The 26,367-nt window shown below is 62.5% G+C and carries 18 protein-coding genes and 1 pseudogene; 14 read left to right on the top strand and 5 right to left on the bottom strand.

The features are described 5' to 3' along the window. The first annotated feature begins 172 nt into the window (after window positions 1–172). From O3649_RS04405 to O3649_RS04380, 6 genes are all read left to right on the top strand, one after another. Window positions 173–1,744, top strand: coding sequence for a cytochrome ubiquinol oxidase subunit I (locus O3649_RS04405; RefSeq protein ID WP_070629480.1), 1,572 nt, complete (start codon window positions 173–175; stop codon window positions 1,742–1,744). Window positions 1,745–1,765: 21 nt separating this feature from the next. Continuing rightward, window positions 1,766–2,836 carry a cytochrome d ubiquinol oxidase subunit II gene (cydB, locus tag O3649_RS04400; RefSeq protein WP_070687920.1) on the top strand — a complete coding sequence of 357 codons (1,071 nt, stop codon included), beginning with the start codon at window positions 1,766–1,768 and terminating at the stop codon, window positions 2,834–2,836. 233 nt (window positions 2,837–3,069) lie between these two features. Next, window positions 3,070–4,005 (top strand): multidrug transporter, encoded by a 936-nt coding sequence (locus O3649_RS04395; protein WP_371572946.1) that lies wholly within the window; start codon window positions 3,070–3,072, stop codon window positions 4,003–4,005. Window positions 4,006–4,140: 135 nt separating this feature from the next. Beyond that, window positions 4,141–5,268 (top strand): efflux RND transporter periplasmic adaptor subunit, encoded by a 1,128-nt coding sequence (locus O3649_RS04390; protein WP_371572944.1) that lies wholly within the window; start codon window positions 4,141–4,143, stop codon window positions 5,266–5,268. Further along, window positions 5,265–7,520, top strand: a complete 2,256-nt coding sequence (locus O3649_RS04385) for an ATP-binding cassette domain-containing protein (protein ID WP_371572942.1) — start codon at window positions 5,265–5,267, stop codon at window positions 7,518–7,520. Before O3649_RS04390 ends, O3649_RS04385 begins: the two co-directional genes overlap by 4 nt. Before the next feature lie 178 nt (window positions 7,521–7,698). Then, window positions 7,699–11,652: an ATP-binding cassette domain-containing protein gene (locus O3649_RS04380; protein WP_294633489.1), complete on the top strand. Its 3,954-nt coding sequence runs from the start codon at window positions 7,699–7,701 to the stop codon at window positions 11,650–11,652. A 163-nt stretch (window positions 11,653–11,815) separates the two neighbouring features. Here the strand turns inward: O3649_RS04380 and O3649_RS04375 are convergent, their stop codons facing one another. Beyond that, window positions 11,816–12,601 (bottom strand): TSUP family transporter, encoded by a 786-nt coding sequence (locus tag O3649_RS04375; protein ID WP_294633492.1) that lies wholly within the window; start codon window positions 12,599–12,601, stop codon window positions 11,816–11,818. Window positions 12,602–12,748: 147 nt separating this feature from the next. After that, a complete protein-coding gene (locus O3649_RS04370) occupies window positions 12,749–15,274 on the bottom strand; it encodes a DNA topoisomerase IV subunit A (RefSeq protein ID WP_294633494.1) in 2,526 nt (841 codons plus the stop codon). Window positions 15,275–15,560: 286 nt separating this feature from the next. Between O3649_RS04370 and O3649_RS04365 the strand changes: the two genes are divergently transcribed. Both O3649_RS04365 and O3649_RS04360 read left to right on the top strand, forming a co-directional pair. Further along, entirely contained in the window at window positions 15,561–16,154 is a 594-nt protein-coding gene (locus tag O3649_RS04365) for a DUF5998 family protein (protein WP_296547930.1), read from the top strand. A 102-nt stretch (window positions 16,155–16,256) separates the two neighbouring features. Then, entirely contained in the window at window positions 16,257–17,522 is a 1,266-nt protein-coding gene (locus tag O3649_RS04360; RefSeq protein ID WP_371572938.1) for an alkaline phosphatase family protein, read from the top strand. A gap of 141 nt (window positions 17,523–17,663) precedes the next feature. Here O3649_RS04360 and sepH read toward each other — a convergent pair whose 3' ends face one another. Then, the gene (gene sepH, locus O3649_RS04355; RefSeq protein ID WP_371572936.1) at window positions 17,664–18,797 is read right to left on the bottom strand and encodes a septation protein SepH; all 1,134 of its coding nucleotides are present in this window, start codon (window positions 18,795–18,797) and stop codon (window positions 17,664–17,666) included. 326 nt (window positions 18,798–19,123) lie between these two features. Here sepH and O3649_RS04350 point away from each other — a divergent pair, with 326 nt between their 5' ends. The 5 genes from O3649_RS04350 (at window position 19,124) to O3649_RS04330 (ending at window position 22,314) form a co-directional block, all read left to right on the top strand. Beyond that, on the top strand, window positions 19,124–19,423 hold the full coding sequence (locus tag O3649_RS04350) for a DUF4193 domain-containing protein (protein ID WP_005506382.1): 300 nt from the start codon (window positions 19,124–19,126) through the stop codon (window positions 19,421–19,423). A gap of 240 nt (window positions 19,424–19,663) precedes the next feature. Beyond that, a complete protein-coding gene (gene dut, locus O3649_RS04345) occupies window positions 19,664–20,110 on the top strand; it encodes a dUTP diphosphatase (protein ID WP_049354821.1) in 447 nt (148 codons plus the stop codon). Between the two features lie 77 nt (window positions 20,111–20,187). Beyond that, window positions 20,188–20,979: a DUF3710 domain-containing protein gene (locus tag O3649_RS04340; protein WP_049337392.1), complete on the top strand. Its 792-nt coding sequence runs from the start codon at window positions 20,188–20,190 to the stop codon at window positions 20,977–20,979. After that, complete coding sequence (locus O3649_RS04335; RefSeq protein WP_294639702.1) at window positions 20,979–21,518, top strand: asparaginase; 540 nt, start codon at window positions 20,979–20,981, stop codon at window positions 21,516–21,518. Before O3649_RS04340 ends, O3649_RS04335 begins: the two co-directional genes overlap by 1 nt. Further along, on the top strand, window positions 21,508–22,314 hold the full coding sequence (locus tag O3649_RS04330) for a DUF3159 domain-containing protein (protein WP_371572934.1): 807 nt from the start codon (window positions 21,508–21,510) through the stop codon (window positions 22,312–22,314). The genes O3649_RS04335 and O3649_RS04330 overlap by 11 nt, the downstream gene beginning before the upstream one ends. 108 nt (window positions 22,315–22,422) lie before the next feature. Here O3649_RS04330 and O3649_RS04325 read toward each other — a convergent pair whose 3' ends face one another. Beyond that, window positions 22,423–23,076: a TrkA family potassium uptake protein gene (locus tag O3649_RS04325; RefSeq protein ID WP_070593496.1), complete on the bottom strand. Its 654-nt coding sequence runs from the start codon at window positions 23,074–23,076 to the stop codon at window positions 22,423–22,425. Between the two features lie 225 nt (window positions 23,077–23,301). After that, window positions 23,302–23,967: pseudogene (locus O3649_RS04320) on the bottom strand (TrkA family potassium uptake protein); the annotation flags it as partial. Window positions 23,968–24,160: 193 nt separating this feature from the next. Here O3649_RS04320 and O3649_RS04315 point away from each other — a divergent pair. Then, window positions 24,161–26,302, top strand: coding sequence for an APC family permease (locus O3649_RS04315; RefSeq protein WP_371572932.1), 2,142 nt, complete (start codon window positions 24,161–24,163; stop codon window positions 26,300–26,302). Window positions 26,303–26,367: the final 65 nt, after the last annotated feature.

Genomic DNA, 26,367 nt, shown 5'->3' with positions numbered 1-26,367 from the left:
CAATAAACGTCCATACTATGCACAGCCTACTCACAGCTCCTCAGGAAAACCCTGTACCTTAGAAGCATGAGAGACAGTGTGTCAGTAACTCTCGTATGCCCTCCATCGATGGCGGACTACCCGAAATCTGGCACAAACACACATTAAGTACACACATAGTAAGGACCTATCAATGGATCCCCTTGATTTTGGTAGGTGGCAGTTCGGTATTACCACCGTCTACCACTTCTTCATGGTTCCGCTGACTCTGGGTCTGGGCCTTGTTGTGACCTACCTGTACATTCGCTACGTTCGTACCAAGAAGGACGAATACAAGCGCATGACGAAGTTCTGGGGCAAGCTGTACCTCATTAACTTCGCAATGGGTGTGGCCACCGGTCTGGTTCAGGAATTCCAGTTCGGCATGGCGTGGAGCGAATACTCCCGCTTCGTCGGCGACGTCTTCGGCGCTCCGCTGGCAATGGAAGGCCTCTTCGCCTTCTTCGTTGAGTCGACCTTCCTGGGTCTGTGGATCTTCGGTTGGGACCGCCTCAAGCCTGCTGTACACGCATTCTCGCTGTTCATGGCAGTCCTCGGCTCCTGGATTTCTGCATTCTTCATTCTGGTTGCAAACTCCTGGATGCAGCACCCCGTTGGTGCAGAAATGATTGACGGTCGTCCCCGTATGACCGACATCGGTGCTGTGCTGCTGAACCCCCTCGCATGGGTGACCTTCACTCACGTCATCACCTCCGCTATCCAGGTTGCTGGTGGCTTCCTGGTTGGTATCGCATGGTACAAGCTGTGGCGCCGCCGCAAGGACGGCATCGACAAGGTCGTTGACGGCAAGGTTGTTGTTGGTGAGTCCGACAAGGGCGCACGCGACAAGGCCGACTTCCAGGTCTGGTTCAAGTCCCTGCGCCTGGGCGCTGTTGTGGGCCTCCTCGCCTTCGCAGGTATCGGCGCGTCCGGTCACATTCAGGCACAGATGATGATTCACGAGCAGCCCATGAAGATGGCTGCTGCAGAAGCTGCGTGCCACGACGGCACCTCCTTCTCCGTTCTGACCGTCGGTGAGCTCGGCGCTCAGAGCTGTGACAAGATCACCCCCATCATCGAGGTTCCCGGCGTGCTGTCCTTCCTGGCACACGACAACTTCGACACCCCGGTGAAGGGCATCCAGACCCTGCTGCCCGAGTACGAAGCTAAGTTCGGCACCAACCTGCCCAACAACCCGCTCTACGGTGAGCGCGCAGGTCAGAAGATTGACTACCTGCCCTCCCTCGAGGTCTCCTACTGGGGCTTCCGCGGCATGATGGGCCTCGGCGGAATCGTTCTGCCCTTCTACCTCTACGCACTGTGGGTAACCCGTAAGAAGGGCGTAGGCACCGTCCCCGAGTCCAAGCTGCTCAAGAACGTTGCTGTCTGGTCTATCCTGGCTCCCTTCTTTGGCATCGCACTGGGCTGGATCTTCACCGAAATGGGCCGCCAGCCCTTCGTTGTGGCTCCGAACCTTCAGGGTGATCCCTCGATCCACCTGTTCACCGCAGCAGCTATCTCCCCGGGTGTTTCCGGTGAAGAAATCCTCTTCTCCCTGCTCACCCTGGGCCTGCTCTACGGTGTGCTGATGGTGGTTGAGGTTTACCTGCTCATTAAGTACGTCAAGGCCGGTGTTGTGGCAGCAATGCCCGAGCTGGTTCAGTCGCACCACGAGGACGAGTCCAACGACAAGTCCAAGCGCGATGTGCTGGAGTTCGCCTACTAGGCGGGTAAGGATTGATTCACCATGAACTTTGATTTCAATATCTTTGCCGGTCAGCCTGGCCTGCCCACCCTCTGGTTTGTCGCCATTGGCGTCTTCCTCATCATGTACCTGATCCTCGACGGTTTCGATCTGGGCGTCGGTATGCTGATGGGTTCCAAGTTCACCAAGAACGAGAAGGAACGTCGTCTGCTGCTGAACATCATCGGCCCCGTCTGGGACGGTAACGAGGTGTGGATTGTGTCCGGCGGTGCTGCTATCTTCGCAGCATTCCCCATCTGGTACGCAGCCCTCTTCTCGGCTCTGTACATTCCTCTGACCCTCGCGCTGGTCTTCCTGATTCTGCGCGTGGTCGCAATTGAATACCGCGGTAAGAAGAACGACGAGAAGTGGATCCGTAACTGGAACATCGCTCTGTCTGTTTCTTCCTTCTTCATCGCGTTGCTCGTCGGTGCTCTGCTCGGTCTGACCTCCATGGGTCTGCCCATCAACGACAATGGTGACCGCGTCGGCGGCGCCTTCGCTTGGGTCTCCCTGCCGGTTCTGCTCGGCGGTCTGGGCTTCGTTGGCTTCTCCCTGGTTCAGGGTCTTGCCTTCGTCGCTCTGAAGACCGACGGTGACATCCGTGACCGTGCCCGCAACACCCTGGTACGCTGGTCTCCCGTCCTGCTGCTGCCGATCGTTGCATGGGTTCTGGCTCTGGACTTCACCACCGGTAACGGCGTCTCCTGGCTGTGCACCATCCTGGCTGTGGTTGCTGTTCTGATTGCTTGGATCTCCGCAAAGGGTGGCCGTGAGGGTCGCGCTTTCGCTGGTCTGTCCGTGTTCCTCGCATTCGGCGCGCTGGCAATCTTCACCGCAATGTACCCGAACGTTCTGCCCTCCACCCTGGACCCGGCATACTCGCTCACCATTGCGAACGCATCCAGCTCCGAGTACACCCTGGGTGTTATGACCTTCGTGACCTGTATGGGTCTGCCGGTCGTCTTCGTCTACCAGGCATGGACCTACTGGGTCTTCCGTAAGCGTCTGCACGTGGATCACATCCCCGACGCTCACGACGCTACCGAACTGGCTGAAATGCCGACCAAGTAGCATGTAGCTGTTTGAAGAATCCCCCGGATTTCTCTTTCGAGAAGTTCGGGGGATTTTTCTATGCCACCCAGAGGACTATTCCCTCAGAGGATATTCTCGCAGAGGATGCAGCTCTCGGCAGGCGAGTAGGCGCGCAAAAATTTTTGGTGCACACCCCCCCCGAAATTCGAGCGCGACAGGGAGTAAAAAGTGTAATGTGGTGTACAACTCACTCCTATGAAAGGCGTTCAACGATGAAATCCCTCAACCGCAGCTCCACCGCAGCCGCCCCTCGCACTGGCATGAGCCGCCGCCTGCTCACCACGGGTGCCCTGCTCTGCATCGGCGTGCTCCCTCTGAGCGCCTGCTCGCTCTTCAACCCGCCGCTGGAACGTGACGAAAGCGTCCACGCCATCTTTGACGCGGAACAGGACATCGTGAAGATGCCCCTGGACGATTACTCCTACTACGAGCGCACCAACTACGAGTACACCGCCTTTCAGATTGCCATGAAGCAGTGCTTCGCCGAACACGGGCAGAACTACACCATCCAGGCTCCCTATTCTGAAAGCGCACCCCGCGGTGATTTGGGACGAAAGTACGGTCCCTGGAACGTCGAGTACGCCCAGAAGTACGGTTCTCAGAAGCGAGACCCCAACAACGCAGCCGCCCCTATCTCCTATAACTCGGGGGAGAGCATGAGCCCCGAGGACAAGCTTCGCACCGAATGCTACCCCAAGGCCCGCGAGACCCTGGAGGCCGCGGTGCCCGAAGGCAAGAGGCTCGAGAATGACGTGCAGTCCACATACAGTCGTATCTCCAGCGACGCAACCAGCGCCGTTTACGGTAGCAAACTGCACCGCGAGCTCGAAGAGAAGTGGAAGCAGTGCGTCTCAGACCGCGGCCTCACCCCTCGCTCGGCAGGCTCCGTCGCCGAGGAAACCCCGCTGGCTGAGCAGCTGAGCAAGAACGGCGGTTTCAACGAGCCCGCCTCCGAAGAAGAGATTCGCATCGCCACCATCCAGGCCGAATGTAACCAGCAGGTCGGCATGAGCAAGCAGCTCTACGACCTGGAAGCTCAGTACCAGATGCCGCTCATCCGCAAGTACCAGTCGCAGCTTGAACAGGAGCGCCAAGCCGACCGCGACCGCGACGAGAAGTTCAAGCAGTACGTTCTGGAGCACCAGTAACCCGAGCGTCCACGACCGGTTTTGACGTCGGATTTTAAAACCGAATTTTGATGCCGGGGAAAGACCGGTAATGGTGCGGGCCACCCGAGACACAGGCTCGGCGGGTAGCCCGCACCCGCGTAGAAAGACACCGCCATGACCACTCACTCACAGAACCAAAACAGCGGGCACCGCTTTAGCGAGCGCATCGCCCGACCCCGTGTGCTCCTGCTGCTGGCTATTCTCGCTATCGGCTCGCTCATGCTGTCCTTCTACCTGGGCACCCGCTACGCCGCCACGGGCCCCGACCCGACCGTGCAGGCAAAAACCGTGATCCCGGTCTGGGCTAAGGTTGAAGAACGCACCGTCAGTGAGGGACTAGCCATTGCCGGAACCACCAAGGCGGGAGAGACCGCCCCGATTAGCGCGCGCACCAACGGTGAGCCGGTGCTCGTCTACCAGAACCAGAAGCCCGGTAACGTGCTCAAGGCCGGTGACTTCATCGGCATTATTGGTGCCGACCCGGTCTTCGTGCTGGAGGGGCCGTTGCCGCTGTACCGCGACCTCAACCTGGGCGATAACGGCGACGACGTGCTCGCCTTCCAGAAGGCACTGAACTCCGCCGGGTACGCCACCGCGCAGAGTGGCACCGTCACCGAAGACACCCTCGACGCCGTAACGCGCCTGCACCGCGCGCACCTGACCGGCGTGCCCAGCGAAGGGGTCACCAGCATTGCCCGCAGCAACTACGCGATTCTGCCCGGCGGTAGCCACACCGTCACCGCGGTTGCGGCGGTCGGCCAGCTCATCAGCGACGGCAACCCCATCGCGAGCGTAGAAACCAGCGAACCCTACGTGGAATCCAGCGTTGAACTCGCCGTCGCGAACAAGCTCAAGGTCGGTGATCGCATTAGCCTGCGCACCTCCACCGGCAGCGTGGAAGGCACCATCACCAGCATTGGTGAACTGCAGAACGACCCCTCCAAGGGTGCGGCAAAGAGCGTGCGATTCAGCGCCGACGACCCGAGCAAGCTCACTCCGGGGCAGAGCGCCTCCATCACCAGTAAGGGCAACACCTCAACCACCCTCGCCGTGCCGACTACCGCGGTACGTCAGGATTCCCAGGGCACCTACGTGCTTGTTGAAAAGGGCGGAAGCTCCACCTCGACCAGCAAGGATGCGCCCGCCACCGAACGAGTCAACGTTGAGGTTCTACGCACTGCCGGCGGGTACGCCGCAATCAACGCGAACCTCAGCTCGGGACAGAAGGTGCTTGTCTCATGAGCCGCCGAAATAGAATCCCCGAGCGAGCCCCCGACGGCATGACAGCCCCGCGCATCAGGGGAGAAGCCGCCGGGCTCGACGTTGCGCTCGACACGATGTCCACCACCGCGCCCAACACCGCGCCCGCTATTGAAATGCACGGCATTACCCGTGTTTTCGAAGGGAGCGAACGAGCAGTCCTCGACCATCTCGACCTGGTGGTCGAACGCGGCGAATTCCTCGCCATTATTGGTCCATCGGGCTCCGGTAAATCCACCCTGCTCAACGCCATTGGCCTGCTCGACACTCCCACCAGCGGAACCTACAGCCTCTTCGGCAAAAACACGGAAGGACTCAGCGACAGAGAACGCGACGAAATGCGCCGAGACCACCTCGGCTTCATCTTCCAATCCTCAAACATGCTGCTGGACGAAACCAGCACGACCAACGCCTCCATGGGCCTGCGCGTGCAGGGCGTACCCTACGGCGAGCGCCTGCAACGCACCGAAGAAACCCTAGAATTTCTGGGGTTGAGCGACCGCGCCAGCATCCGCACCCGCTACCTCTCCGGCGGCGAGAAGCAGCGCTGCGCCATTGCTCGTGCCCTCGCCACGCGCCCGCCGCTGATTCTTGCCGACGAGCCTACCGGCAACCTGGACAGCCACAATAGCGCCAAGGTCATTGAGATTCTTCAGCGCATTAATGCCACCGGCTGTACCGTGCTGGTGATTACCCACGACCCGGAGGTTGCCGCCGCCGCCCGCCGCGTGATCCGCATTGAGGATGGGCGGCTGCACGAGCAGAGCCGCGCCGACTCAGCTACGGTGCCGGTTGCCGAGGCTGTGCCGGCTACAACGGATACCCCAGCGGAAACCACGGTCGGTGCCCCGGTAGATGCTACCACCAGCCTCGCACCGGGGGAGAAGCCCGCTACGCATCGCCGCGGAAGCTTCCTCACCGACGACAGCATCGAGGCAATCTCGGCGCTCACCTCACGACCGCTACGCACCCTGCTACTGGGTCTGTCCTTCGCACTGGGCGTGGGCGGACTCATCAGCGCCTCCGGCATGAGCGAATCCGCCAGCTACCAGGTGAACCAGCGCCTGCTCGGATCCGAACAATCCACGCTCTACATCAGCGACAGGGATAATGATGAGAACGTGCTCGGAACCTACCGGCAGGGCGAATCCGCGCAGAATGTTGCCGACCGCATTAGCGCGCTGGACTACGTGAAGAACACCGGATTCGTCAGCAGCGTGGCGCCCGCCGACGTGCGAATCACCCGATTCAGCCCCTATGAGGACGAACCCAAAACGGCGATTGGCCTCAGCTCCACCTCGAAGACCCGGCTCGAGCAAATCGGTGCCCGCATGAACCCCGAAACCCTGCGTGCGCTCGAACAGATGAACTCGACCCTCACCCAGCAGAATGTTGCCGACCGTGAACGCGCCGAGCAGCTCTCCGGCGCTATCGTCTCGGTCTCCGCTGCCCGTGCCCTCGGCATTATTCCCGAAGATAAGGCTGCAGATAACGCCACAACCGAGCCCCGCCCCGGCGAGCTACCCGCCGTCGAGTACGGCATTAAGCTCGGCGGGCTGCCGCAGGTGGCACCCGGTGTGAGCATCTGGGTGGAAGGTCAGCTGATGCCGGTCGTCGGCCTTTTCGACCCCGGCAATAGCGGCTACGAATTCAGGAACACGGTCATTGTCTCGCCGGGCACACTTCAGCGCACCGGACGCGGCCAGGTGACCTACATTGCCGAAACCGAACGAGGCTACGGCAAGGCGGTCGCCAAGGCGATTCCGCTGACCCTCAAGCCCGCTGAACCCAGCCAGATCAACGTGGAAACCCCCTCCGACCTGCAGAGCCTGCGCGCATCCATCGCCTCGGACCTGGGCCTGTACGTGGGTGTGCTCTCCGGTATTCTGCTGGTGCTCGCCTCCCTCTCAGCGGCAACCGCAATGTACCTGTCCGTGCAATCGCGCACCGCAGAGATTGCGCTGCGCCGCGCCATCGGATCGAGTAAATGGCTGATTGCCCGCATCTTCCTCATGGAAGGCGTCATGCTCGGCGTGCTCGGCGGCTCCATCGGCGCCTGCTCCGGCATGATTGCGACCATCATTCTTTCGCTCGTGCAGGGCTGGCAGGCGGTTCTCTCACCCGGATTCGTGGTGCTCGGCGTGGGCGTTGGCGCCCTTACCGGTCTGGTGTCTTCGGCGTACCCGGCGTGGGTAGCGTCCCGCAAGAGCCCCGCCGATGCGATGCGCGGCTAGAACTAGCGCTGGGTGAGGACCAGCCAATTATCCGAAACCTGACTGGTCAAATAGGTATTAGATAGCCCAACCCTTAAACTGATGGGAGGTAAAAACAGCAGAAGACTAAGGACAACACGTGAGTCGAACGCACACACCGCGTCATGCTGACAAACATCAGAACACCGAGGCACCAGAGGTGACCGACGGAAAGCGCAACGACCGCGCTGACCGCCGCCCGCCTCTGGGCCCTGACGCCCGTAAAACCCTCAGCACGTTCGGTGTCATCACTGCCGTGCACACTCTCGCGACGGTGCTTTTCAGCGCCGCACTGGCTGTGATTATTGCCCGCGCGGCACACGCCGGTTTCGCCGCTGTTGCCGCCGAGCACGCGCGCCTCAAAGAGACGAGCGCCCCGGACGTGTACCGCGCCTACATTGAGTTCTCGGGCTCCGCGCAGGCACAGCTGGAGGCGCACGGCGGCTGGCTGCTCGGCCTCGGTGGGCTCTTCGGCGACGCAGACACCATTACCCCCGGCCTGATTGCGGTCGCCGTGGCTGCCCTGCTCGCCCGCTCGGGTACCGACTACCTGCTGGCTGTGAGCGCGCAGCGTGCCGCCTCCGGGGCGAAGTCTCAGATTCGTTCCGCCCTGCTCAAGCGCGTGCTCGCCACCGGTGGCGCAGACACCCCCGAAGGTACCGGCGCGACCGCTGTGCTGCTGTCCCGCGGCCTGAACGCCCTGGATGACTACTACACGAAGACCCTGACCGCGTTCGTGTCCACCGCGATTGTGCCGTTTATCCTCTGGGTTGTTGTGGCGGCCCTAGACTGGATGAGCGCCATGGTGCTGGCATGCACCTTGCCGCTTATTCCGGTGTTCATGATTCTGATTGGTAAGAACACCCGCGACGAAACCGCAGAAGCTCAGGCTGAACTGCACCGTCTCTCCGACCATATTCTGGAGCTGGTACGCGGCCTGCCCGTCATTATCGGTCTGGGCCGTGAACGTGCACAGACCCGCTCCATGAACGCCCTCGGCCAGCGTTACCGTGAACGTACCATGCAGACTTTGCGTAGCGCTTTCATGTCTTCGCTCGCTCTGGAGCTCATCACCACCATTTCGGTGGCGCTGATTGCTGTGCTGATTGGTGTGCGCCTGGTCAACGGCACCCTGGGCCTGGACACCGCAATTCTTGTGCTGCTGCTGGCTCCCGAATGCTACCAGCCGCTGCGTGATGTGGGTGCCGCCTACCACCAGTCGGAGGACGGCGTTGCCGCCCTGCGTAGCGCACAGAAGATTATTGATGCACCCCTGCCCGCCGCCGCTGCGGACTCGACTGCAACCGAGCGTGAAGAGGCTCAGCCTTCCACCATCGCCGTTAAGGACCTGTCGGTGAGCTACCCGGCGCGTCCTGCCGTGCTGACTAACCTGTCCCTGAACCTGGATCGTCGCGTTGCCACCGGCAATGATGAGCGCGGTGCGGTTATCGGCGTGATGGGTGAGTCCGGTTGCGGTAAGTCCACCCTGCTGAACGTGTTCTCCGGTGCCGTGCGTGAGGGTCTGGTGCCCACCGGCTCGGAGGAGCCCGTGCACCTGACCGGTAGCGTGACCGGTCTGGGAACCACCCTGGTTATTCCGCAGTCGCCGGTCTTCACCGCGCCGACCGTGCAGACCGAAATGGCGCTCTACGCACTCAGCGCTACCGAGGCGGAGCGTGAGCGAGCATCCGCTCTACTCGGTGAAGCGATGGACTCCAAGAAGCTGTCCGTCACCGATGCCGAGTCCGCGCTGCTGGTTGGCCCGCTGGCTCAGCTGGGCATGGAGAAACTAACCGTCCTTGAACCCGGTGCCCTCAGCGCAGGTCAGGCGCGCCGCCTCGCCGTGGCACGCACCCTGGCTCGTGCCGAGGCTATCTACCGTGCCAGCGGTGAGCAGACCGTGCTGACCGTCCTGGTGGATGAGCCGACCGCGCACCTGGACGCCTACTCGGCATACCTGGTGACCCGCGCCCTGCACCGCCTGGCGGAACTTGGCGCAACCGTGCTGATCGTGACCCACGAGCAGGAGCTCGCCGCTGGCTGCGACACCCTCGTTGGTGCCGTGCAGACCGCCCAGGGCTACACCTGGACCGCCGAGGTGAACACCGCCCGCGTTGCGGTTCCCGCGCAAGCCCCCGCGCACCTGCTCAAGGACAGGGAAGAGTACGAGGCTGAAAGCACCGCCCCGGCGGGCGCCTCCGCAGCTGCCGAGGCCGAGGAAACCGAGCCTGCCGGCCTGTTCGCAAGCCTGCGCACCCTGAAGGAACTGACCGGTATCGGTGTTCGCGCCGCAACCGGCCCGGTGATCATGGCTGCGATTACTTCCCTGATGGCTGCGGCATTGACCGCGCTGTCCGGCTGGCTGATTGTTCGCGCCGCCGAGGGCCCGGCAATGATGTACCTGATGGTCGCCATTGTGGGCGTGCGTTTCTTCGGCCTGGGTCGTGCCTGTGCCCGCTACGCTGAGCGTCTGATGACCCACTCGAAGGTTCTTGCCGCCGCAAATATTCTGCGTCTGCGCGCCTGGGTTGGCGCATGGCAGAGCGTGAGCAGCGTTCGTGCCCTGCTGCGTGGTGACGCGCTGCTCGAACGCCTCGTGGGCGGTATTGATGAGCTGCGGGACGGCGTGCCGCGCGTTATTATTCCGCCGGCTGCGCACCTGCTGGTCATGACCGCGGCGCTGATTACGACCGCGTGCATTCTGCCGCAGGCTCTGATTCCGGTTCTGCTTGCCGTGCTGGTTAGCACTTTTGTGGCTCCGTGGATTGTGCTTCGCGCCGATGCCCGTGCGGAGGCGCTGGCTCGCCGCTCCACCGCGCAGATGCTGCGCCTGGGTACCGGCATGCTCTCGGCGGCTGAGGACCTGCGCGCTAACGGCGTGGCAACCACCGCTGAGAAGGCTAACGGCGCCCTGGACGCCGAGAACCTGTCTGCCCTGCAGAAGGGCTCAACCGCTCAGGGTGTGGGCCGTACCCTCGTGACTCTGAGCTGGTTCGGTGCGGCTCTGGCGAGCGCAGTCATTGCGTACCCGCTGGCTGTTGACGGCACCGTGCGTGCTCCCGAAGCGGCGATTGTGGTGCTGCTGTGCACCGGCATGCTGGAAAGCTCCCTAGGCCATGTTGAGGCGGTCCGCTCCTGGCCCGCGTTCAGCCGCCTGCTCGCGACGATTGCCCCGAGCGTGCGCAACGTATCCCTGGAGGGTGTTGTCGCCACCTCGACCCTGAAGCGTTCCGTGCCGACCGAGGCGGAGGTGGACACCCACGTTCTGCCGCGTCGTGTTGAGCGTCTGCGTGCCCGCGCGGAGGCTGAGATGGAGGAGCTGCTGGAGGCAGACCGTCAGCGTGCTCACCGCTTTGACCGCCCCGAATCTACGGCTGGTTCTAAGAGCGATACCCCGCGCCCGCCGAAGCCCGGCGAACCCACCCTGGTCAGCTGCGGTACCCCGCAGGAGCTTGGCGTGAAGGTCACTGAACCCGCACTGAGCCTGCAGGATGCTGCCGCCCGCTGGCCCGGCATGGATCACCCGGTCTTCACCGACCTGAACATGAACGCCCGTGCAGGCTCCTGGACTGCGGTGACCGGCCCCTCCGGTTCCGGTAAGTCTACGGTGCTTGCAACCGTTCTGGGCTTCTTGCCGCTGGAGTCCGGCCGCGTGCTGGCTTCCGGTGAGGTCCTGGAGGGTGAGCAGCTGCGCGGCTACGCAGCGTGGTGCCCGCAGGCGGCTCACATTTTTGAGTCGACCCTTGAGGGTAACCTGATGCTGGCTCGTGACCGTTCGGATCGCCCGAGCGAGGAAGAGCTGATTGAGGTTCTGCGCCGTGTGGGTCTGGGCGAGTGGTTTGACGCTCTGCCTCAGGGTCTGCGCACCCCGGTGGGTGCTGGCGGTTCTTTCCTGTCGGGTGGTCAGCGTCAGCGTCTGGCGGTGGCTCGTGCCCTGCTGGTGAACTCTCCGGTGCTGCTGTTGGATGAGCCGACCGCGCACCTGGATGCTGAGTCTGCCCGCGCGCTGATGGCTGACTTGGATGCGGCGACCCGCTCCAGCTCCGTGGCTACGGTTCTGGTGTCGCACCGTCCTGAGGATATTGCCCGCTGCGATGAAGTGGTTCGCCTCTAAACGCAGCTGAGCGTAGCCACCACGGGCGAGATTGAACGCAAGAAACTGCGAGGAATGCCCCGGTACTTCGTGAAAGTACCGGGGCATTTCTGTGTGCTCAGATAGTTCTGAGTGTTTATATCTCCGTGCGGATAGGTTCAGGTGTGGGTGGGGGAGGAGAGAGCTAGACCCAGCCGAGTATCTGAGCGCTCAACCGCAGCAGCATGAGGGTCATAACGATAACGAGCACGCGGCGAATGAACCGCTCGCCCAGGTGAATTGCGGTGCGGGCACCAACCCAGCTTCCCGTCATGTTGGCGCATCCCATGGCGATTCCGAGGAGCCAGTGAATCGAGCCCAGCGGAATGAAGTAGAGGAGTGCGCCGAGGTTGGTGGCGGTGTTGAGAACCTTGGCGGCTGTGGTTGCGTGGAGCATATCGTAGCCCATGGCTACCTGCAGGGCGACGAGCATCATCGCGCCGGTGCCAGCCCCGAGGATGCCGTCATAGCCGCCCAGAATCAGACCCAGCACAAAGCCGCGTACTAGGAACGACGAGGTTGTGAGCGCGCGAGGCTGCCCGCGAGGTATGCGCGGTTGTAGCACAGAGAAGACGAGGATAGCGGCTAGAACCACCACAATGGCGGGGCGGAAAATATGTGCCGGCAGGATCGTGGCGCAGTACGCGCCGGCGGCTGAGGCGCAGAACGCCACGAACGCTACGGGGAGCAGGATTTTCCACGGGATTTTGAGCGAGCGAATATAGGTTGAGGCGCTCGTCAAAGTGCCCATGGCGCTGGCAACTTTATTGGTGCTCAGGGCGGCGACGGGTGAGAATCCGGGCGCCATGAGCAGGGCGGGGAGCTGGATCATGCCGCCTCCGCCCACGACAGAGTCGATGCATCCTGCGCAGAAGGAGGCGAGCAGGAGCACGATAAATAACTCTGGTGTGACGGACAGTAAATCAAGCACGACAAATCCTCTAAGAACAATGCGTCAATAAATGTGTGCTGTGTTACTTAAGGTACACCACATAAAAGCCGGGGGTGAAGACACACAACGTGTCTTCACCCCCGGCTTCGCTAGCAACCTAAGGTCGAAAGGCCGTGAACGGCGCGCCTAGAAGAGCTTTTCACCCTCCGGGCTAACCGCCAGCGCAGCAGAAACAGCCGCATAGTTCGGTCCCACAATGCTGATGCTCTGAGTGAGCATCACACCGGAACCGTCACGGGCACCGTGCTCGGTCGGCAGGGAACGAGCCACACCGCCGGAGGACGCCGCCTTCGCCGGGCCCACGCCCACCCAAGCCAGAGCCAGCTGGCTCTCACCGGTGAGGAATCGGTGCGCACGCACACCGCCGGTCGCGCGGCCCTTCTGCGGGTACTCGCTCAGGGCGGTGACCTTGGCGCTCGCCAGGCCATCCTTGCCATTGGTGACGGTCACGACCTCCGCCGCGTCGCCGGGCGCGGTCACGCCCAGGGTGATGAGGCGGTCGCCGTCGGCAAGCTTGATGCCTGCGATACCGCCGCCGGTGCGTCCCTGCGGGCGGACCTTCGCCGCGTCGAAGGTCAGCAGCTTCGCGTCACGAGTGACGAAAGTGAGTACCGCATCGTCGGTGGGGCAGGGGGCGGCGGCTACGATTTCGTCGCCGTCCTTGAGTTTCATGATGTCCCACTCGGTCTGGTTCAGCGGGTAATCCGGGTTGAGGCGCTTAATCACGCCGCCCGCGGTTGCCAGCGCCAGCACCGTGTTCAGCGGTACGAGGGCGACCAGCTTCTCACCCTTGGCGAGCTGAACCAGCTCGGCTGCCTTCACCGCCGACGCCATGGAGGGGGTGCCGCCGTTCTCGTCCAGCACCGCAATGTCCATGACGGACAGGCGCACCATGCGTCCTGCGGAGGTCACGGCACCGATTTCGCCGCGCGCGGTGGTCGGCACAATCGAAGTGAACACGTCGTGCTTGAAACGCTTGCCGGGATCCACGAGCGCCTCGCGGATAGGCTTGCCGGGGGTGCGTCCCATCATGCCGGAGGCCGAAAGCAGCACCCAGCAGGGATCGTCCGCGATTTCGAGGGCGAGGCCCAGGCTCTTCTTCGCCTTGGACTGCGCGGTGACTGCCTCGATGGCGACCTGCATATCGTCCTTGGTTTTGAGCTGGGTGCGGCGGTCGGTGCCGTAGCGTTCGGCAACTTCGGCGAGCTCGTCGGAGACCAGTTCGCGCAGCGCCGCATCGGAGCCAAGGATACGCTGCAGTTCCGCGATTTCCTGCTGCAGGGTGTCGCGTTCTGCTTCGAGTTCCAGGCGGGAGTACTTGGTGAGCTGGCGCAGACGCAGCTCCAGAATGTGGTTCGCCTGGGTGTCGGTCAGGTCGAAGACGACCTTCAGCTTTTCGCGTGCCTGAGCGGTCTCGTCAGACTCACGGATGATCTGGATGACCTCGTCAATGTCGAGGATCGCCACGAGCAGGCCCTCCACCAGGTGCAGGCGGTCGGTGCGCTTGCCCAGGCGGAATTCGGTGCGGCGGCGGACCACGTTCAGGCGGTGATCAATGTACACGCGCATCAGGTCGAGCAGACCGAGGGTCTGCGGCTGACCGTCCACGAGCGCCACGTTGTTAATGCCGAAGGAATCCTCAAGCGGAGTGTGCTTGTAGAGGGCGGCGAGCACCGCCTCCGGGTTGAAGCCGTTCTTAATTTCGATGACGAGGCGCAGACCGTTGGTGCGGTCGGTCAGGTCGACCACGTCGGAGATGCCGGTGAGCTTCTTGGAGTTGACGCCGTCCTTGATCTTTTCGATGACCTTTTCGGGGCCGACCATGTACGGCAGTTCGGTGACGACAATACCCTGCTTGCGGGGGCTGACCTGCTCGATGGAGACCTTCGCACGGGTCTTGAAGGTGCCGCGGCCGGTTTCGTAGGCATCACGGATGCCTCCCAGACCCACGATGGTGCCGCCGGTAGGCAGGTCGGGGCCGGGGATGAACTTCATGATGTCTTTGAGGGTCGCCTCGGGGTGGGCGATGAGATGGCGGGTACCGGCGATGACCTCGCGCAGGTTGTGCGGCGCCATATTGGTCGCCATGCCGACCGCGATGCCGGTGGTGCCGTTGACGAGCAGATTAGGGAACGCTGCGGGCAGCACGGAGGGCTGCATGAACTGGTTGTCGTAGTTCGGTACGAAGTCAACCACGTCTTCTTCGAGGTCCGCGGTGAGTGCCTGCGCGGCGGGCGCCATGCGTGCTTCGGTGTATCGGGCGGCTGCCGGGCCGTCGTCGAGGGAGCCGAAGTTACCGTGACCGTCAACGAGGGGCAGGCGCAGCGCGAAGGGCTGAGCGAGGCGCACCATCGCGTCGTAGATGGCGGCGTCGCCGTGCGGGTGGAGCTTACCCATGACCTCGCCGGTCACGCGGGCGCTCTTGACGTGGCCCTTGTCGGGGCGCAGACCCATCTGCTGCATCATGTAGAGGATGCGGCGCTGCACGGGCTTGAGGCCGTCGCGGGCGTCGGGGAGGGCGCGCGAATAAATCACCGAGTAGGAGTATTCCAGGAAGCTGGTTTCCATCTCGGCGGATACGTCGATGTCGACGATATTCTCTACCACATCCACCGGGTAGTCGCTGACGGCGGATTTGGATCGGCGAGCCATATATCTCCTCGTGTCGGTGTGTTTTCGCTCCTCCTATTTTAGCGGGTGGTAGCGGATGAGACGGGCTGGTTGGTCGGCGTCATCTGTGGGGTGCGCCAAGGCGGTTGCGGGGCAGTAACCGAAGCATACCGGGGGATTGCACACCGTCATATGAGCCTGTATTAGCGTGGTCAAGTAGCACAGCCCGGCTGGAACCCTCTAAGGTAGAGGGGAGTAATACCTAACCGCCCTCATCGTGTGCGCCGACCGACGTCGCCTCATGAGGGCACCGCACGAAAGAGGTACGATGTACGCCACCACCCCCGAACGCGAGCAACTGGTCGCAGACATTAAGCATGCCGGTTTCTACCCCGACCTCGTGCTGGAAGTGGTGGATGACGCGCTAGCGGGCATGAACCCGGACGCGCACTTCGTACAGCATGAAACCCACTTCTCCCGCGATGATTTTCACCGCCACATTACCGTGATGGTGCTCTGCGGTGAATACGTCATCTTTGCGCACCTGGACGACCAGCACCTTGAAGGTGATGCGCAGGGCACCGTGGCGCACGTGAGCGTGGAGGCGGTGCACCTGAGCGCCCTGAACGCGGTCACCATCAGCTACGGTTTCAGCCAGCCGCAGGCGTACAACGCCGGCAGCACCGCCCCGACTGAGATTTCCTTCCAGATTGCCTGGACCGGTTCGCTGCACATGGAGCTGGCCCCTGCCGGCTGCCAGGATCCGCAGTGCAACGCCGACCACGGCTTCACCGGCGATGCGCGCCGCGAGGACATTGCGGTGCGTGTTTCTGCGACCGCTGACGGTCCTGAGTCGGTTCAGCGTGCGCAGCATTTTGCGCGTGCTCTGCACCGTGCCCGCATGTACGCAACCCGCCGATAAGCACCGGTGGTAGCGCTCGCCGCACAATAACAGCCCGCACAGTATAAATCCCTCGCGGCGCCCCGTACTTTCACGCACCCGCCACACCCCTGAGAGGACCTTATGACGGTACAGACCACCCTGCACGATGTTCTGGGCGCGCCGTTGCCTCCCGCGCCCGCCTACGGCAGCAATAGCATCGCCGATGTGCTGGAGTCCGCCTCCTCTCTGGTGGCTCAGCGAAGCTTGGCGCGCCCCGCGCACGCCCTGGATTCCGACCCGGCGTTCCACGCTGTTGCCGACCCGCTGAACCTTGCCGGCCGCCTCGCAGAGCAGGATGTTGATCCGGCGTCGTTCCGTCACGCCTGCGTGATCATGGTGGACGGCCTGGGCGAGCAGCTGCTCAACAGCTACGGCGGCTATGCGCCCGCCCTGCGTAAGACCCTGAACCTGGGCCCGCTGGACGCCGCGTTCCCCACCACGACCGCTGCCTCCCTGACCTCGTTGGGTACCGGTACGGCACCCGGCGCGCACGGCATTGCAGGCTACGAGGTGCGCAACCCGGCGGGTAACGGGGGAGTGGGCTCGGTCATGAACCACCTGTCCGGCTGGGATCAGTCGGTGGACCCGCACGCCTGGCAGCCGCTGCCGACCGTGCTGGAACGCCACCATACGAACCGCCGCGTGCTCACCATTTCGCTGGGTAAGTATCGCGGTACCGGTCTGACGGAGGCGGCATTGCGCGGCGGCGACTTCGTGGACGCCGTCGGCTTTAACGCCCGCGTCACCTACGCCCTGGAGGCGCTCTCGAGCCGCACCCCGACCACCGTGTACCTGTACTGGGGCGAGATTGACGCGGCGGGCCACCGCTACGGCGTGGGCAGCGACGAATGGCTACAGCAGCTGGAGGAACTGAACTCGGCGCTGAAGCGTCTAGCGGAGCGCGCCCCGGCGTGGGCTGCACTCTTCGTGACCGCCGATCACGGCATGGTGAACGTGCCCGAGCATCAGCGCATCGACTACTCGGGCGTGGAGGAGCTGACCCGCAATATCGCAATGACCGCCGGTGAACCGCGCGCCGTGCACCTGTACCTGGAAGACACCTCGGAGGCGGCACGTACCGCCACCGCTCAGCGTTGGGCGCAGTATTGGGGCGAGCGCGCCTGGGTGATTGACTCTCGCGAGCTGATGCGTGCCGGCTACTTCGGCCCGGTCATCACGGATGCGGCGCGCGGCCGTATTGGCGACCTGATGGTGTGCGCTCGCGACGACTGGGCGCTGTACGATATGCGCCACTATCAGGAGCGTGCCCTGCACATGGTTGGTCAGCACGGTTCGCTGACGGACGCTGAGCGTCTGGTGCCGTTGCGCATGCTCAAGACCTTCTAAGACTCGGAAGAGCCCCGCTCAGCGGATACAGGCTGAGAAGATAGAAAAAGCCGCCGGTTATTCACAAGAATAACCGGCGGCTTTCTGCTGTCTTGGTGCCTTTGCCTAGAAGCCTTTATCGGGCGGCGCGAGGGCGGTCGCTTACTTGCGGCCGCCGAAGATGATGTCGTCCCAGGCGGGAACGCTCACGCGCTGCTTCTTCGAGGAAGACTTGGGCTTCTCGGCCGCGGAGGCGGGCTCAGCCGGTACCTCAGCTGCGGGCTCAGGCTGTGCTTCAGCTGCGGGCGCCTCAGCAGCGGGTGCGTCCTCGACGGGTGCCGGCAGGGCGAAGGACTCGACCGGAACGGAATCAACGGGTGCTTCCGAATCCACAGCCAGCGGGTCGGTGGTTTCTACGGTGGTTTCTGCGGTGGGCTCGGGCGCTGCCGGTGCAGCAGGTGCTACAGGCTCAGCGGGCTGAGCGGACTCGCGGTGCACGAACACCTCAGGCTCCTCAACCTGCGCCGGGCGCACCGAGCGGGCGCGCTCCAGAAGCTCCTTGAGCTTACGCTCATCAGCGCTCTCAGAGGAAGTAAGGGGTGCCGGTGCGGGCTCGGGTGCCTTCGGCAGGCGGGCGGGAGGAACCTCCACGGGAGCCTTCTTCGCGGCGGCGGCAACAGCATCCTCACTATTGCCCATCAGGAAGTACGCCGCCTCATTCGAAGCGTACAGGCCCTGGTTCGCCGGGTTGTACACCCAACGTGCGGGGAAGACGACCTGCGCGGGCAGGTTCTGACGCACCGAATCCTTCAGCGCAATATCAACCTCAACGCGCCACTGACCGTTCTCCTGCTGGCGGGTGGTCCAGTCCTGGGTTGCGTCTTCAAAACCGTAACGCTCGGAGACTTCCTCAATGCGGGCGCTCAGGGTCACGGGAATCTGTGCGGTACCCGAAGCGGAGCTACGGCGACCAATCTTCACGCTCTGAGCGGCACGAATAATGTGAGCACGCTCAGCAACAATCGGCCATTCGTAGCGGCGCACACGCTCCGGCTCCCAACCGGACTCTTCAGCGATTTCCTCAACGGAGGCACCCTGACGGAAACGGGTCTGAATATCGCGCGGACCGTAGGTGCCCTTAGCGCCCAGACCGCGGGCGGGCTGAATACGGCGAGCCTTGGTGATGCTCGTGCGCAGGTTCGCGTCAATCGGCAGCAAAAAGCGGGTGCCGTCAGCAGACTCAAGCACCAGATTTTCGCCGTCATCGTGAACGCCAATCAGACGCAGTTCAAGCATGAGAACCTCCATAGGTGAACCGGACGCGTTCGTGAATGTGTTGCACGGAACGCAAACTACCTACCAGGGTACCGTGAAAGCGCGGTAAATCAGTAGCGGAGGCGGGATTTTCACCAAAAAAAGATGTACTTTTCGCACCGAAAAAGCTAGAATGTGACGCCTAAACAGTCCAAAGCCTACCCAGGATTAGACAAATAGGGTGCCAATGGTGAACAATACCTGGCATGCCGTCGGGGTTAATTACACACCAGCGGCACCTAGAGCACTCATTAAACCAGCGTGGCCTAGTCCAACACACAGCCACAGAACCAACGGAGCGTGAAAGTTTGGCAACTGATTACGATGCACCTCGCAAGCAGGACGAAGAGCAGAACGAAGAGTCCTACGAGGAGCTGAACGCCCGCCGTTCCGAGATGCAGTCCGGTGCGGTGGACGAAGACGAAAACAGCGCAGCAGAAAGCTTCGAGCTGCCCGGTGCTGACCTGTCCAACGAGGAGCTGAACGTTGTTGTTCTGCCCGCTCAGGACGACGAGTTCACCTGCGCATCCTGCTTCCTGGTGCGCCACCGCTCGCAGATTGCACGCGAAGAGGGCGGCCTGTCCTACTGCATCGAGTGCGAGGGCTAAAACTTTAGGGAAGGGCTAACACCCACCCGACATACACCTCATGACGGGGCGAGTGCCGAGTGCACCCGCCCCGTTGAGTATGTGAAAGCCGCGCACGCAAGAACAGCGCCGCGTCGCACCCAACACGGCACACCGCCGCACGCGCTGAACGCGAACACGCAACGAAAACACCCCGCAGTAGAGCCTCAACACAGCGCGAGGTGATGGCACAGACACCCGCGAAAGGTTAGAGTATTGACCATGATGACCCCCGTAAACGTCCACATTAAGCTGCTCGATCCCGAGCTGCCCGCACCCGCCTACGCAAAGCCCGGTGACGCCGGCGCTGACCTGCGCTCCCGCATCGACTTCGAACTGGAGCCGGGCGAACGCGCCCTCGTCCCCACCGGCGTGGCAATTGCCCTGCCTGAAGGTTACGTTGGTCTGGTGCACCCGCGCTCCGGCCTGGCAACCAAGAACGGTATCACCATTGTGAACGCACCCGGCACCGTTGATTCCGGCTACCGCGGTGAGCTGATGGTCACCCTGCTCAACACTGACAAGACCAAGTCCTTCCACGTGCAGCGCGGCGACCGTATCGCCCAGCTGATCATTCAGAAGTACGAGCACGCAACCTTTACCGTGGTGGACGAACTGGATCAGACCGAACGCGGCTCCAGCGGCTTCGGCTCCAGCGGAATCCACTAGTCTGCTCTCACCGCGATTTCCGCACGAGAGAAGAGAAGAAACCCCCGCACCCCGCGTGCGGTGAAAGTAGGAATACCATGTTCGGATTTGGTAAGAAGAAGCACGCCGAGGAGGCTGAAAAGGCCGCCATCGACAAGGCTGTCGCCGAAGAGATTGAGGAGACCAACGTCGAGGTTGAGGAGCTGAAGGAAGAGGAGAACTCTCCCGAGGTCATCAAGTACGACCGCGTCAACGGCCCGCACGACATTGAAGAAGTCACCGCCGAAGACCTCGAAGACTACGTCGACCTGGGTGCACTGCGCATCAAGCTGCTCGACGGCATGAACCTGCGCCTCGAAACTGACGACGCAACCGGCGCGGTAATCGCCGCAACCATCACCCGCGACGGCGCAACCTTGCAGGTGCAGGCATTCGCCGCACCGCGCACCACCGGCATTTGGGATGACATCCGTCACGACCTGACCGAGTCCGTCGCCTCCCAGGGCGGCATCGTCGAAATCTACGCCGGCGTATTCGGTGCCGAGATGCTCACCCGCCTGCCCGCCGTCACCCCGGACGGTCAGCCCGGTGAGCGTATCGCCCGTTTCGTGGGTGTGGACGGCCCCCGCTGGTTCCTGCGCGGCGTCATCTCCGGCGCGGCTGTGCTCGGTGACGATAAGGCTGCCGCCTCCGTGGAGGAAGTCTTCCGCACTGTCGTGGTGGACCGTGGCGACGACCCGCGCCCGCCGCGCGAGCTGCTGCCCATGACTCTGCCCGCCGACCTGGTTGTGGCTGAGGAAGAGCCCGCCGTTGAGGAAGAAACCGAGAACGAGCACAGCAAGCTGCGCCCGATGCCTCGCCGCGGCCCTGAGATTACCGAGATTGGCTAATGCCTGAGTTTTCGAACTACCCGAGTGCGCTCGCGGTTCCTGAGGAGCAGATTCTTGCTCCCGGGTACCCCGAGCGCTTTCGCGTACGCCTTGCCGGACGCGTGGAGCAGGTATGGCTGCCTGCGCTGCAGGATAAGCCGATGTACCGTGCCGAGCTGGTGGTGGCTAAGTCGAAGCCCCTGCAGTGGTCGAGTCCGCTGGCGCTGATTGGTATGCCGATTGTGGAGCCGCCCGGTGAGGATTTCGAGGAGGAATCCGAGGACCCCGAGAAGCAGCACCATTTGAACACGGCGTCTTTGGCGACCGTGGCGGTGCAGGAGCCTCACGAGGTGTCTTTCCCGCCGTATGCGCCGTTCAACCCGGGGGATAGGGTGCTACTGAAGTGGCAGGGGCAGCGGATGGTGCCCGGTGTGCTTGCCGGTGCGTTGTTGCGCTGTTCCGGTGTGGTGTCGGTGAGGGCTCATCAGCCGGTGATTTATAACCCGCGCTATGAGATCGTGCCGCAATTCTTTGTTGAGAAGGGAAAACATGAGCGCTGAGCAGTCTTCGACCCAGCCCGATCCGAACGCTAACCCCGCAACTAGCCCGGCTGCTGACCCGGCGCAGGAGGAAAATCAGCTGGCGCAGAGCCTGAGCGCCTCCATGGGTGCGAATATGCGCCGCACCGCCAACGGTGATGTGGATATTCTGCACGCTATTGGCGGCTGGCGCGGCCTGGTGGAATCCTCCCTGCCCGCTGTGGCGTTCCTGGTGTTGTTCACCGTGACGAAGGAACTGAACCTGTCCCTGATTGCGGCGTTGGCTGCGGCGGGCGTGTTCACGCTGATTCGCCTGGTGCAGGGCTCTAAGCTGGTGAGTGCGCTGACCGGTCTGGTGGGCGTGGCGATTTGTGCGTTTGCAGCGTACCGTACCGGTAATGCGAGCGACTACTTTGTGATGGGCTTCTGGACGAACGGCGTGTACATCCTGGCGTACCTGCTGTCGATGCTGGTGCGTTGGCCGCTGATGGGTCTGATTTTCGCGGTCATTCGCGGTGAGGCGCTGAGCTGGCGCCAGAACCCGGTACGCCTGCGCCAGTACATGCTGGCGACCTGGATTATTACCGTGCTGATGCTGCTGCGCCTTGCCGTGCAGGTGCCCCTGTATTTTGCGGATAATGTGGAAGCGCTGGGCGCGACCCGCCTGATTATGGGTCTGCCGCTGTACGCTTTGGGCGTGTGGCTGGCGTGGCGTGTGTCGGCTCCCGAGGAGGCGCCGGTGAGCGAGGACCCCGAGGCGCTGGATGCTGAAGAAACTGAGGTGCCCGGAGATTCTGAAAGCTCCAAGAACCGCTAAATCACAGTCCGCGACTTCGTGAAATAGCTTCATAAAAGTAAGCGAAAGCCCCGGTACCCGTAAGGGTGACCGGGGCTTTCGCCTACCCAAAAACTTACGTATAAACGCTTACGCGAACAGCGCGCGAATCTGATCCTCACCGGCAATGGTCGTGATGAAGAACAGCTCGTCGCCGCCCTCAATCGCCACGTCGGCGCTGGGCGGAATCGGGGCGCCATCACGCAGGATAGCGGTGAGCACCGTATCGACGGGCCACTGCACGTGGTCCACACGGTAACCGATGACGGGGTGGTCGTCGGGCACGGTGTACTCGGCGAGGGTCGCACCGCCTGCCTGCAGGGTCAGCAGGCGCACCACGTCGCCGACTTCCACAGCTTCCTCAACGAGGGCGGTCATTAGGCGCGGGGTGGACACGGCAACGTCCACGCCCCAGGAGTCGTCGAAGAGCCATTCGTTACGCGGGTTGTTCACGCGCGCCACGGTGCGCGGCACGCCAAACTCACTACGCACCAGTAGGGACACCATCAGGTTTGCCTTGTCGTCACCAGTTGCGGCAACGACCACGTCCGCCTTGTTCGGGTGCACCTGACGCAGTACGGACAGCTCGCAGGCGTCACCGATATGCCAGCGCACGCCGGGCAGGTCGGCGCGCTTTTTGGCTTCGGGTTTGGAGTCGATGATGGTCACGTCGTGGCCGTTCATCATGAGTTCTTTAGCGATGGAGGCACCCACGGAGCCGGCACCAACAATGAGGACCTTCACTTACTTCTCACCTTTCGAGGAGTCACGATGGCGGCCGATGAGTTCGAGAGGATCAGGCAGATCCGGGGGAGTGTCACCGAGATGGAATTCGTGCTCGACAACGGGGGTTTCGTTGTGCTCCTGCTTGGGGGTGATCGTCACGCCGGATTCGGCGGGCTTCTTCGGAGCGTGGGGATGCTTGCGGTGGCCGGATGCGGGAGCGTAGTCCGCTTCCATTTCTTCGTCTTCGACGCGCGGCGGGCGGGAGAGAATACGGGTTACGTCCGCAACGTCGTCGGTGCGCATCATCACGTGCACGCTATCGCCCTGCTGGTAGGCGGAATCGGGGCGGGGGAGCATGCCCTCACCAAAGCGGGTGATGTAGGCGATGCGCACCCCGGCGGCACGTTCGATGCTGGTCAACGCGTGGCCAGCCCAGCCGTCGTCGAGCGGAATTTCGGTGAGCATGAGGCGGCCCGAGGGTTCACGGAAGTCGCCCTTGAGCGCCTGCTCGGGCAGCAGGCGGCGCAGCACCTGGTCGGTGGACCAACGCACCGACGCCACCGTAGGAATACCCATGCGCTGGAAGAACTCGGCGCGGTTCGGGTCGTACACACGCGCCACAACATTCTTCACCTTGAACATTTCACGCGCCACGCGGGCGGCAATAATGTTCGAGTTATCGCCTGACGAGACGGCGGCAAAAGCGTACGCCTCGGTAATGCCGGCACGCTTGAGAGTGTCCTCATCAAAACCAACACCGGTAACCAGGCGGCCCTCAAAGCCCTTACGCAGCGGCTGGAAAGCACGTTCGTCCTGGTCAATGACGGCGACCGTATGCCCCGAAGCTTCCAGAGTGCGCGCCAGCATGACGCCCACGCGTCCGGCACCCATAATGACGAAGTGAGGCATACATCCCTCCGAGTGTTGATGTTTTATGGCGATAAGGCATGACCGCCTACCTCTACCAGTGTAATGGGCGGGTGAGCCTCCGCGCCGATGCCCCGTGATATTCCGCTCGCAATGCCCACTATTCGGCTGAATAAAATTGAGCTTTGAAGCCGCGACCGATAGCCTTAACAGCGTGAGGAATCGTTGGGATAGGATGCGCATCGCCCTGACCGGTCAGCCGGTCAGCACGCGAAATCTTTCGGCAGTCGCGCTGCCGAAGCGCTACGCCCTGCCTCTTTTCGGTGCCGACGGCATCTCTTCGGTCGCCTACGCCGCCGACCAGATGATTTTGACCCTTGCCGCCGCGGGTGCGTCTGCGCTCGCTTTTTCGCCCTGGATTGGTTTGGGTGTGGCGATGGTGGGTCTGCTGGTCATTGGCACGTACCGCTACAACATTAATCAGATTGCTTCTGAAGGCGATATTCAGCTGGTGCACCGCAAACTGGGTGCGCTGCCGTCGATTGTGATGGGTGCATCCTCGCTGATGGACTATACGCTCACGGTGGCGGTGTCGATGTCTTCGGCGTCCTCGTTTTTGGTGGCGTTGTATCCGCAGATTCAGGATTGGCGCACGCACATTGCGGTGCTACTCATTGTTGCGCTGACGTTGTTTGCGCTACGTGGCGTGCAGTTGCTGGGCAAGATTGCGTACTGGCCGCTGTATGTTTTCTTGGCACTGTTGGGAGCGACCCTCATTGTGGGTTGGATTCGTGCCGCGACGGGTACCTTGCCGTTGGCTGAATCGGCGACCTACGTGATTGCCCCCGAGCTCGAGACCCACTCGCTGGAGGGTCTGGCGCTGATGCTGCTTCTGGCGCGTTCTTTCTCCGCCGGCTTGGTGGCGTTCTCGGGTGTTTCTACGATTTCTAATTCGGTGAAGTATTTCCGCCGCCCGAAGAAATATAACGCGGCGGTCACCATGATGCTGATGGGCCTGATTACCTCGGTCCTGCTGGTGAGCCTGCTCGGTTTTGCGGCGGCAACCCGCGTTCACATGGTGCACGATACGACCCGTTTCTTGTTCATTGACGGGCACACGCCGGGGGAGTACTTCCACCAGAAACCTGCGCTGTACCAGGTGGCGTTGGCAATTTATCAGGGCGTGCCGTTCTTCGCGCAGCTGCTGGTATTCGCCACGGTGGGCGTGCTGATTATTGCCTCGCTGACCGCGTTTACGGGCTTCCCGGTGATTGCTTCGTCGCTGGCCGACTACCAGTACCTGCCGGTGTTCTTCCGCAGCGTGGATTCGCGCGGCCTGTACGCGAACGGTGTGCTGGCGCTGTCGGCGATTTCGATTTTCCTCACCACCGTTTTCAACTCGGACGTGTACTCACTGATTCAGCTGTACATCGTGGGCATGTGCCTGTCGATGGTGCTGGTTCAGCTGGCGGTGGTGCGCTACCGCATGCGTCTGCTGCGCATCACCCTGGCGCAGATGCCGCGCCGCGCCCTGCTGCGCGATATTGCGGTCTCTGCGGTGGGCGTGATGGTGACCGCCGCGGTGCTGGTCACCGTCGTGGTGACGAAGTTCGCCGCCGGTGCGTGGCTCTCCCTTGGAATGATTGCCCTGATGGTTGGAGGTATGGTTGTGACTCGCCGCCACTACGATGCGGTGGATGCCGCCCTGGACATCCCCCTGAACGCTGAATCCGTTGCGGATGTGGCGGCCCTGCCTTCGCGTGTGCACGCCATCGTGTACGTGGAGCGTGTGCGCCGCCCGGCGGTTCGCGCCCTCTCGTATGCGCGTGCCGGTCGCCCCTCCACGATTGAGGCGCTGACTGTTAACAACGACCGCGCCGCCCTGGAGGTCGTGAAGAAGCGCTGGTACGCCCTGGGCATTCCGGTGCCGCTGTCGGTGATTGATTCGCCGTACCGTGACACCGTGGAGGCGGTCGTCTCGTATATTCGCCGCCGCCGCAAGAAGTCGCCCCGCGATATTTTGGTGGTGTACCTGCCCGAGTTCGTGGTGGAGCACTGGTGGCAGCGTCTTCTGCACCGCCGCACGGTGCGCCGCCTCAAGCAGGCGCTGTTGCATGAGCCGGGCGTGATGACCGCGACCGTGCCGTGGGCGATGCACGAGGACGAAGTGTACGACGAAATTTTTGATCAGCGCCTGCAAGGTAAAGAAACTGCCAACGATTCGACCGCAGAGGCTGACGGTTCTACGGCGGCAGTCGCTCCGAACGTGACCCGTTCTGCCGGTGGTGGCCGCGAACTGTTTCAGAGTAACCGCCACGCCGTGTACCGCGGTCGCCTGCACGAGGCGGATGCCGTGGCGCGTGAGAAGAAGCGCTAGCCGTAACGTTTGCCCGGCGCTCAGCATAATTGCCCTGCGCCCACATTAATTGCCCAGCCCGGTCA

Source organism: Rothia sp. 27098_8_29 (assembly GCF_041432785.1).
GTDB lineage: Bacteria > Actinomycetota > Actinomycetes > Actinomycetales > Micrococcaceae > Rothia > Rothia mucilaginosa.
The sequence above is the reverse complement of the archived record's forward strand: the minus strand, read 5'-3'. Positions and strand labels throughout refer to the sequence as shown.

What these genes read in the sequence shown, in the direction of transcription:
- O3649_RS04395 (WP_371572946.1), top strand. Translation starts at nt 3,070, where the DNA reads ATGAAATCCCTCAACCGCAGCTCCACCGCAGCCGCCCCTCGCACTGGC.
- O3649_RS04385 (WP_371572942.1), top strand. Translation starts at nt 5,265, where the DNA reads ATGAGCCGCCGAAATAGAATCCCCGAGCGAGCCCCCGACGGCATGACA.
- dut (WP_049354821.1), top strand. Translation starts at nt 19,664, where the DNA reads ATGATGACCCCCGTAAACGTCCACATTAAGCTGCTCGATCCCGAGCTG.
- cydB (WP_070687920.1), top strand. Translation starts at nt 1,766, where the DNA reads ATGAACTTTGATTTCAATATCTTTGCCGGTCAGCCTGGCCTGCCCACC.
- O3649_RS04340 (WP_049337392.1), top strand. Translation starts at nt 20,188, where the DNA reads ATGTTCGGATTTGGTAAGAAGAAGCACGCCGAGGAGGCTGAAAAGGCC.
- O3649_RS04360 (WP_371572938.1), top strand. Translation starts at nt 16,257, where the DNA reads ATGACGGTACAGACCACCCTGCACGATGTTCTGGGCGCGCCGTTGCCT.
- O3649_RS04390 (WP_371572944.1), top strand. Translation starts at nt 4,141, where the DNA reads ATGACCACTCACTCACAGAACCAAAACAGCGGGCACCGCTTTAGCGAG.
- O3649_RS04405 (WP_070629480.1), top strand. Translation starts at nt 173, where the DNA reads ATGGATCCCCTTGATTTTGGTAGGTGGCAGTTCGGTATTACCACCGTC.
- sepH (WP_371572936.1), bottom strand. Translation starts at nt 18,797, where the DNA reads ATGCTTGAACTGCGTCTGATTGGCGTTCACGATGACGGCGAAAATCTG.
- O3649_RS04330 (WP_371572934.1), top strand. Translation starts at nt 21,508, where the DNA reads ATGAGCGCTGAGCAGTCTTCGACCCAGCCCGATCCGAACGCTAACCCC.
- O3649_RS04370 (WP_294633494.1), bottom strand. Translation starts at nt 15,274, where the DNA reads ATGGCTCGCCGATCCAAATCCGCCGTCAGCGACTACCCGGTGGATGTG.
- O3649_RS04315 (WP_371572932.1), top strand. Translation starts at nt 24,161, where the DNA reads ATGCGCATCGCCCTGACCGGTCAGCCGGTCAGCACGCGAAATCTTTCG.
- O3649_RS04335 (WP_294639702.1), top strand. Translation starts at nt 20,979, where the DNA reads ATGCCTGAGTTTTCGAACTACCCGAGTGCGCTCGCGGTTCCTGAGGAG.
- O3649_RS04365 (WP_296547930.1), top strand. Translation starts at nt 15,561, where the DNA reads ATGTACGCCACCACCCCCGAACGCGAGCAACTGGTCGCAGACATTAAG.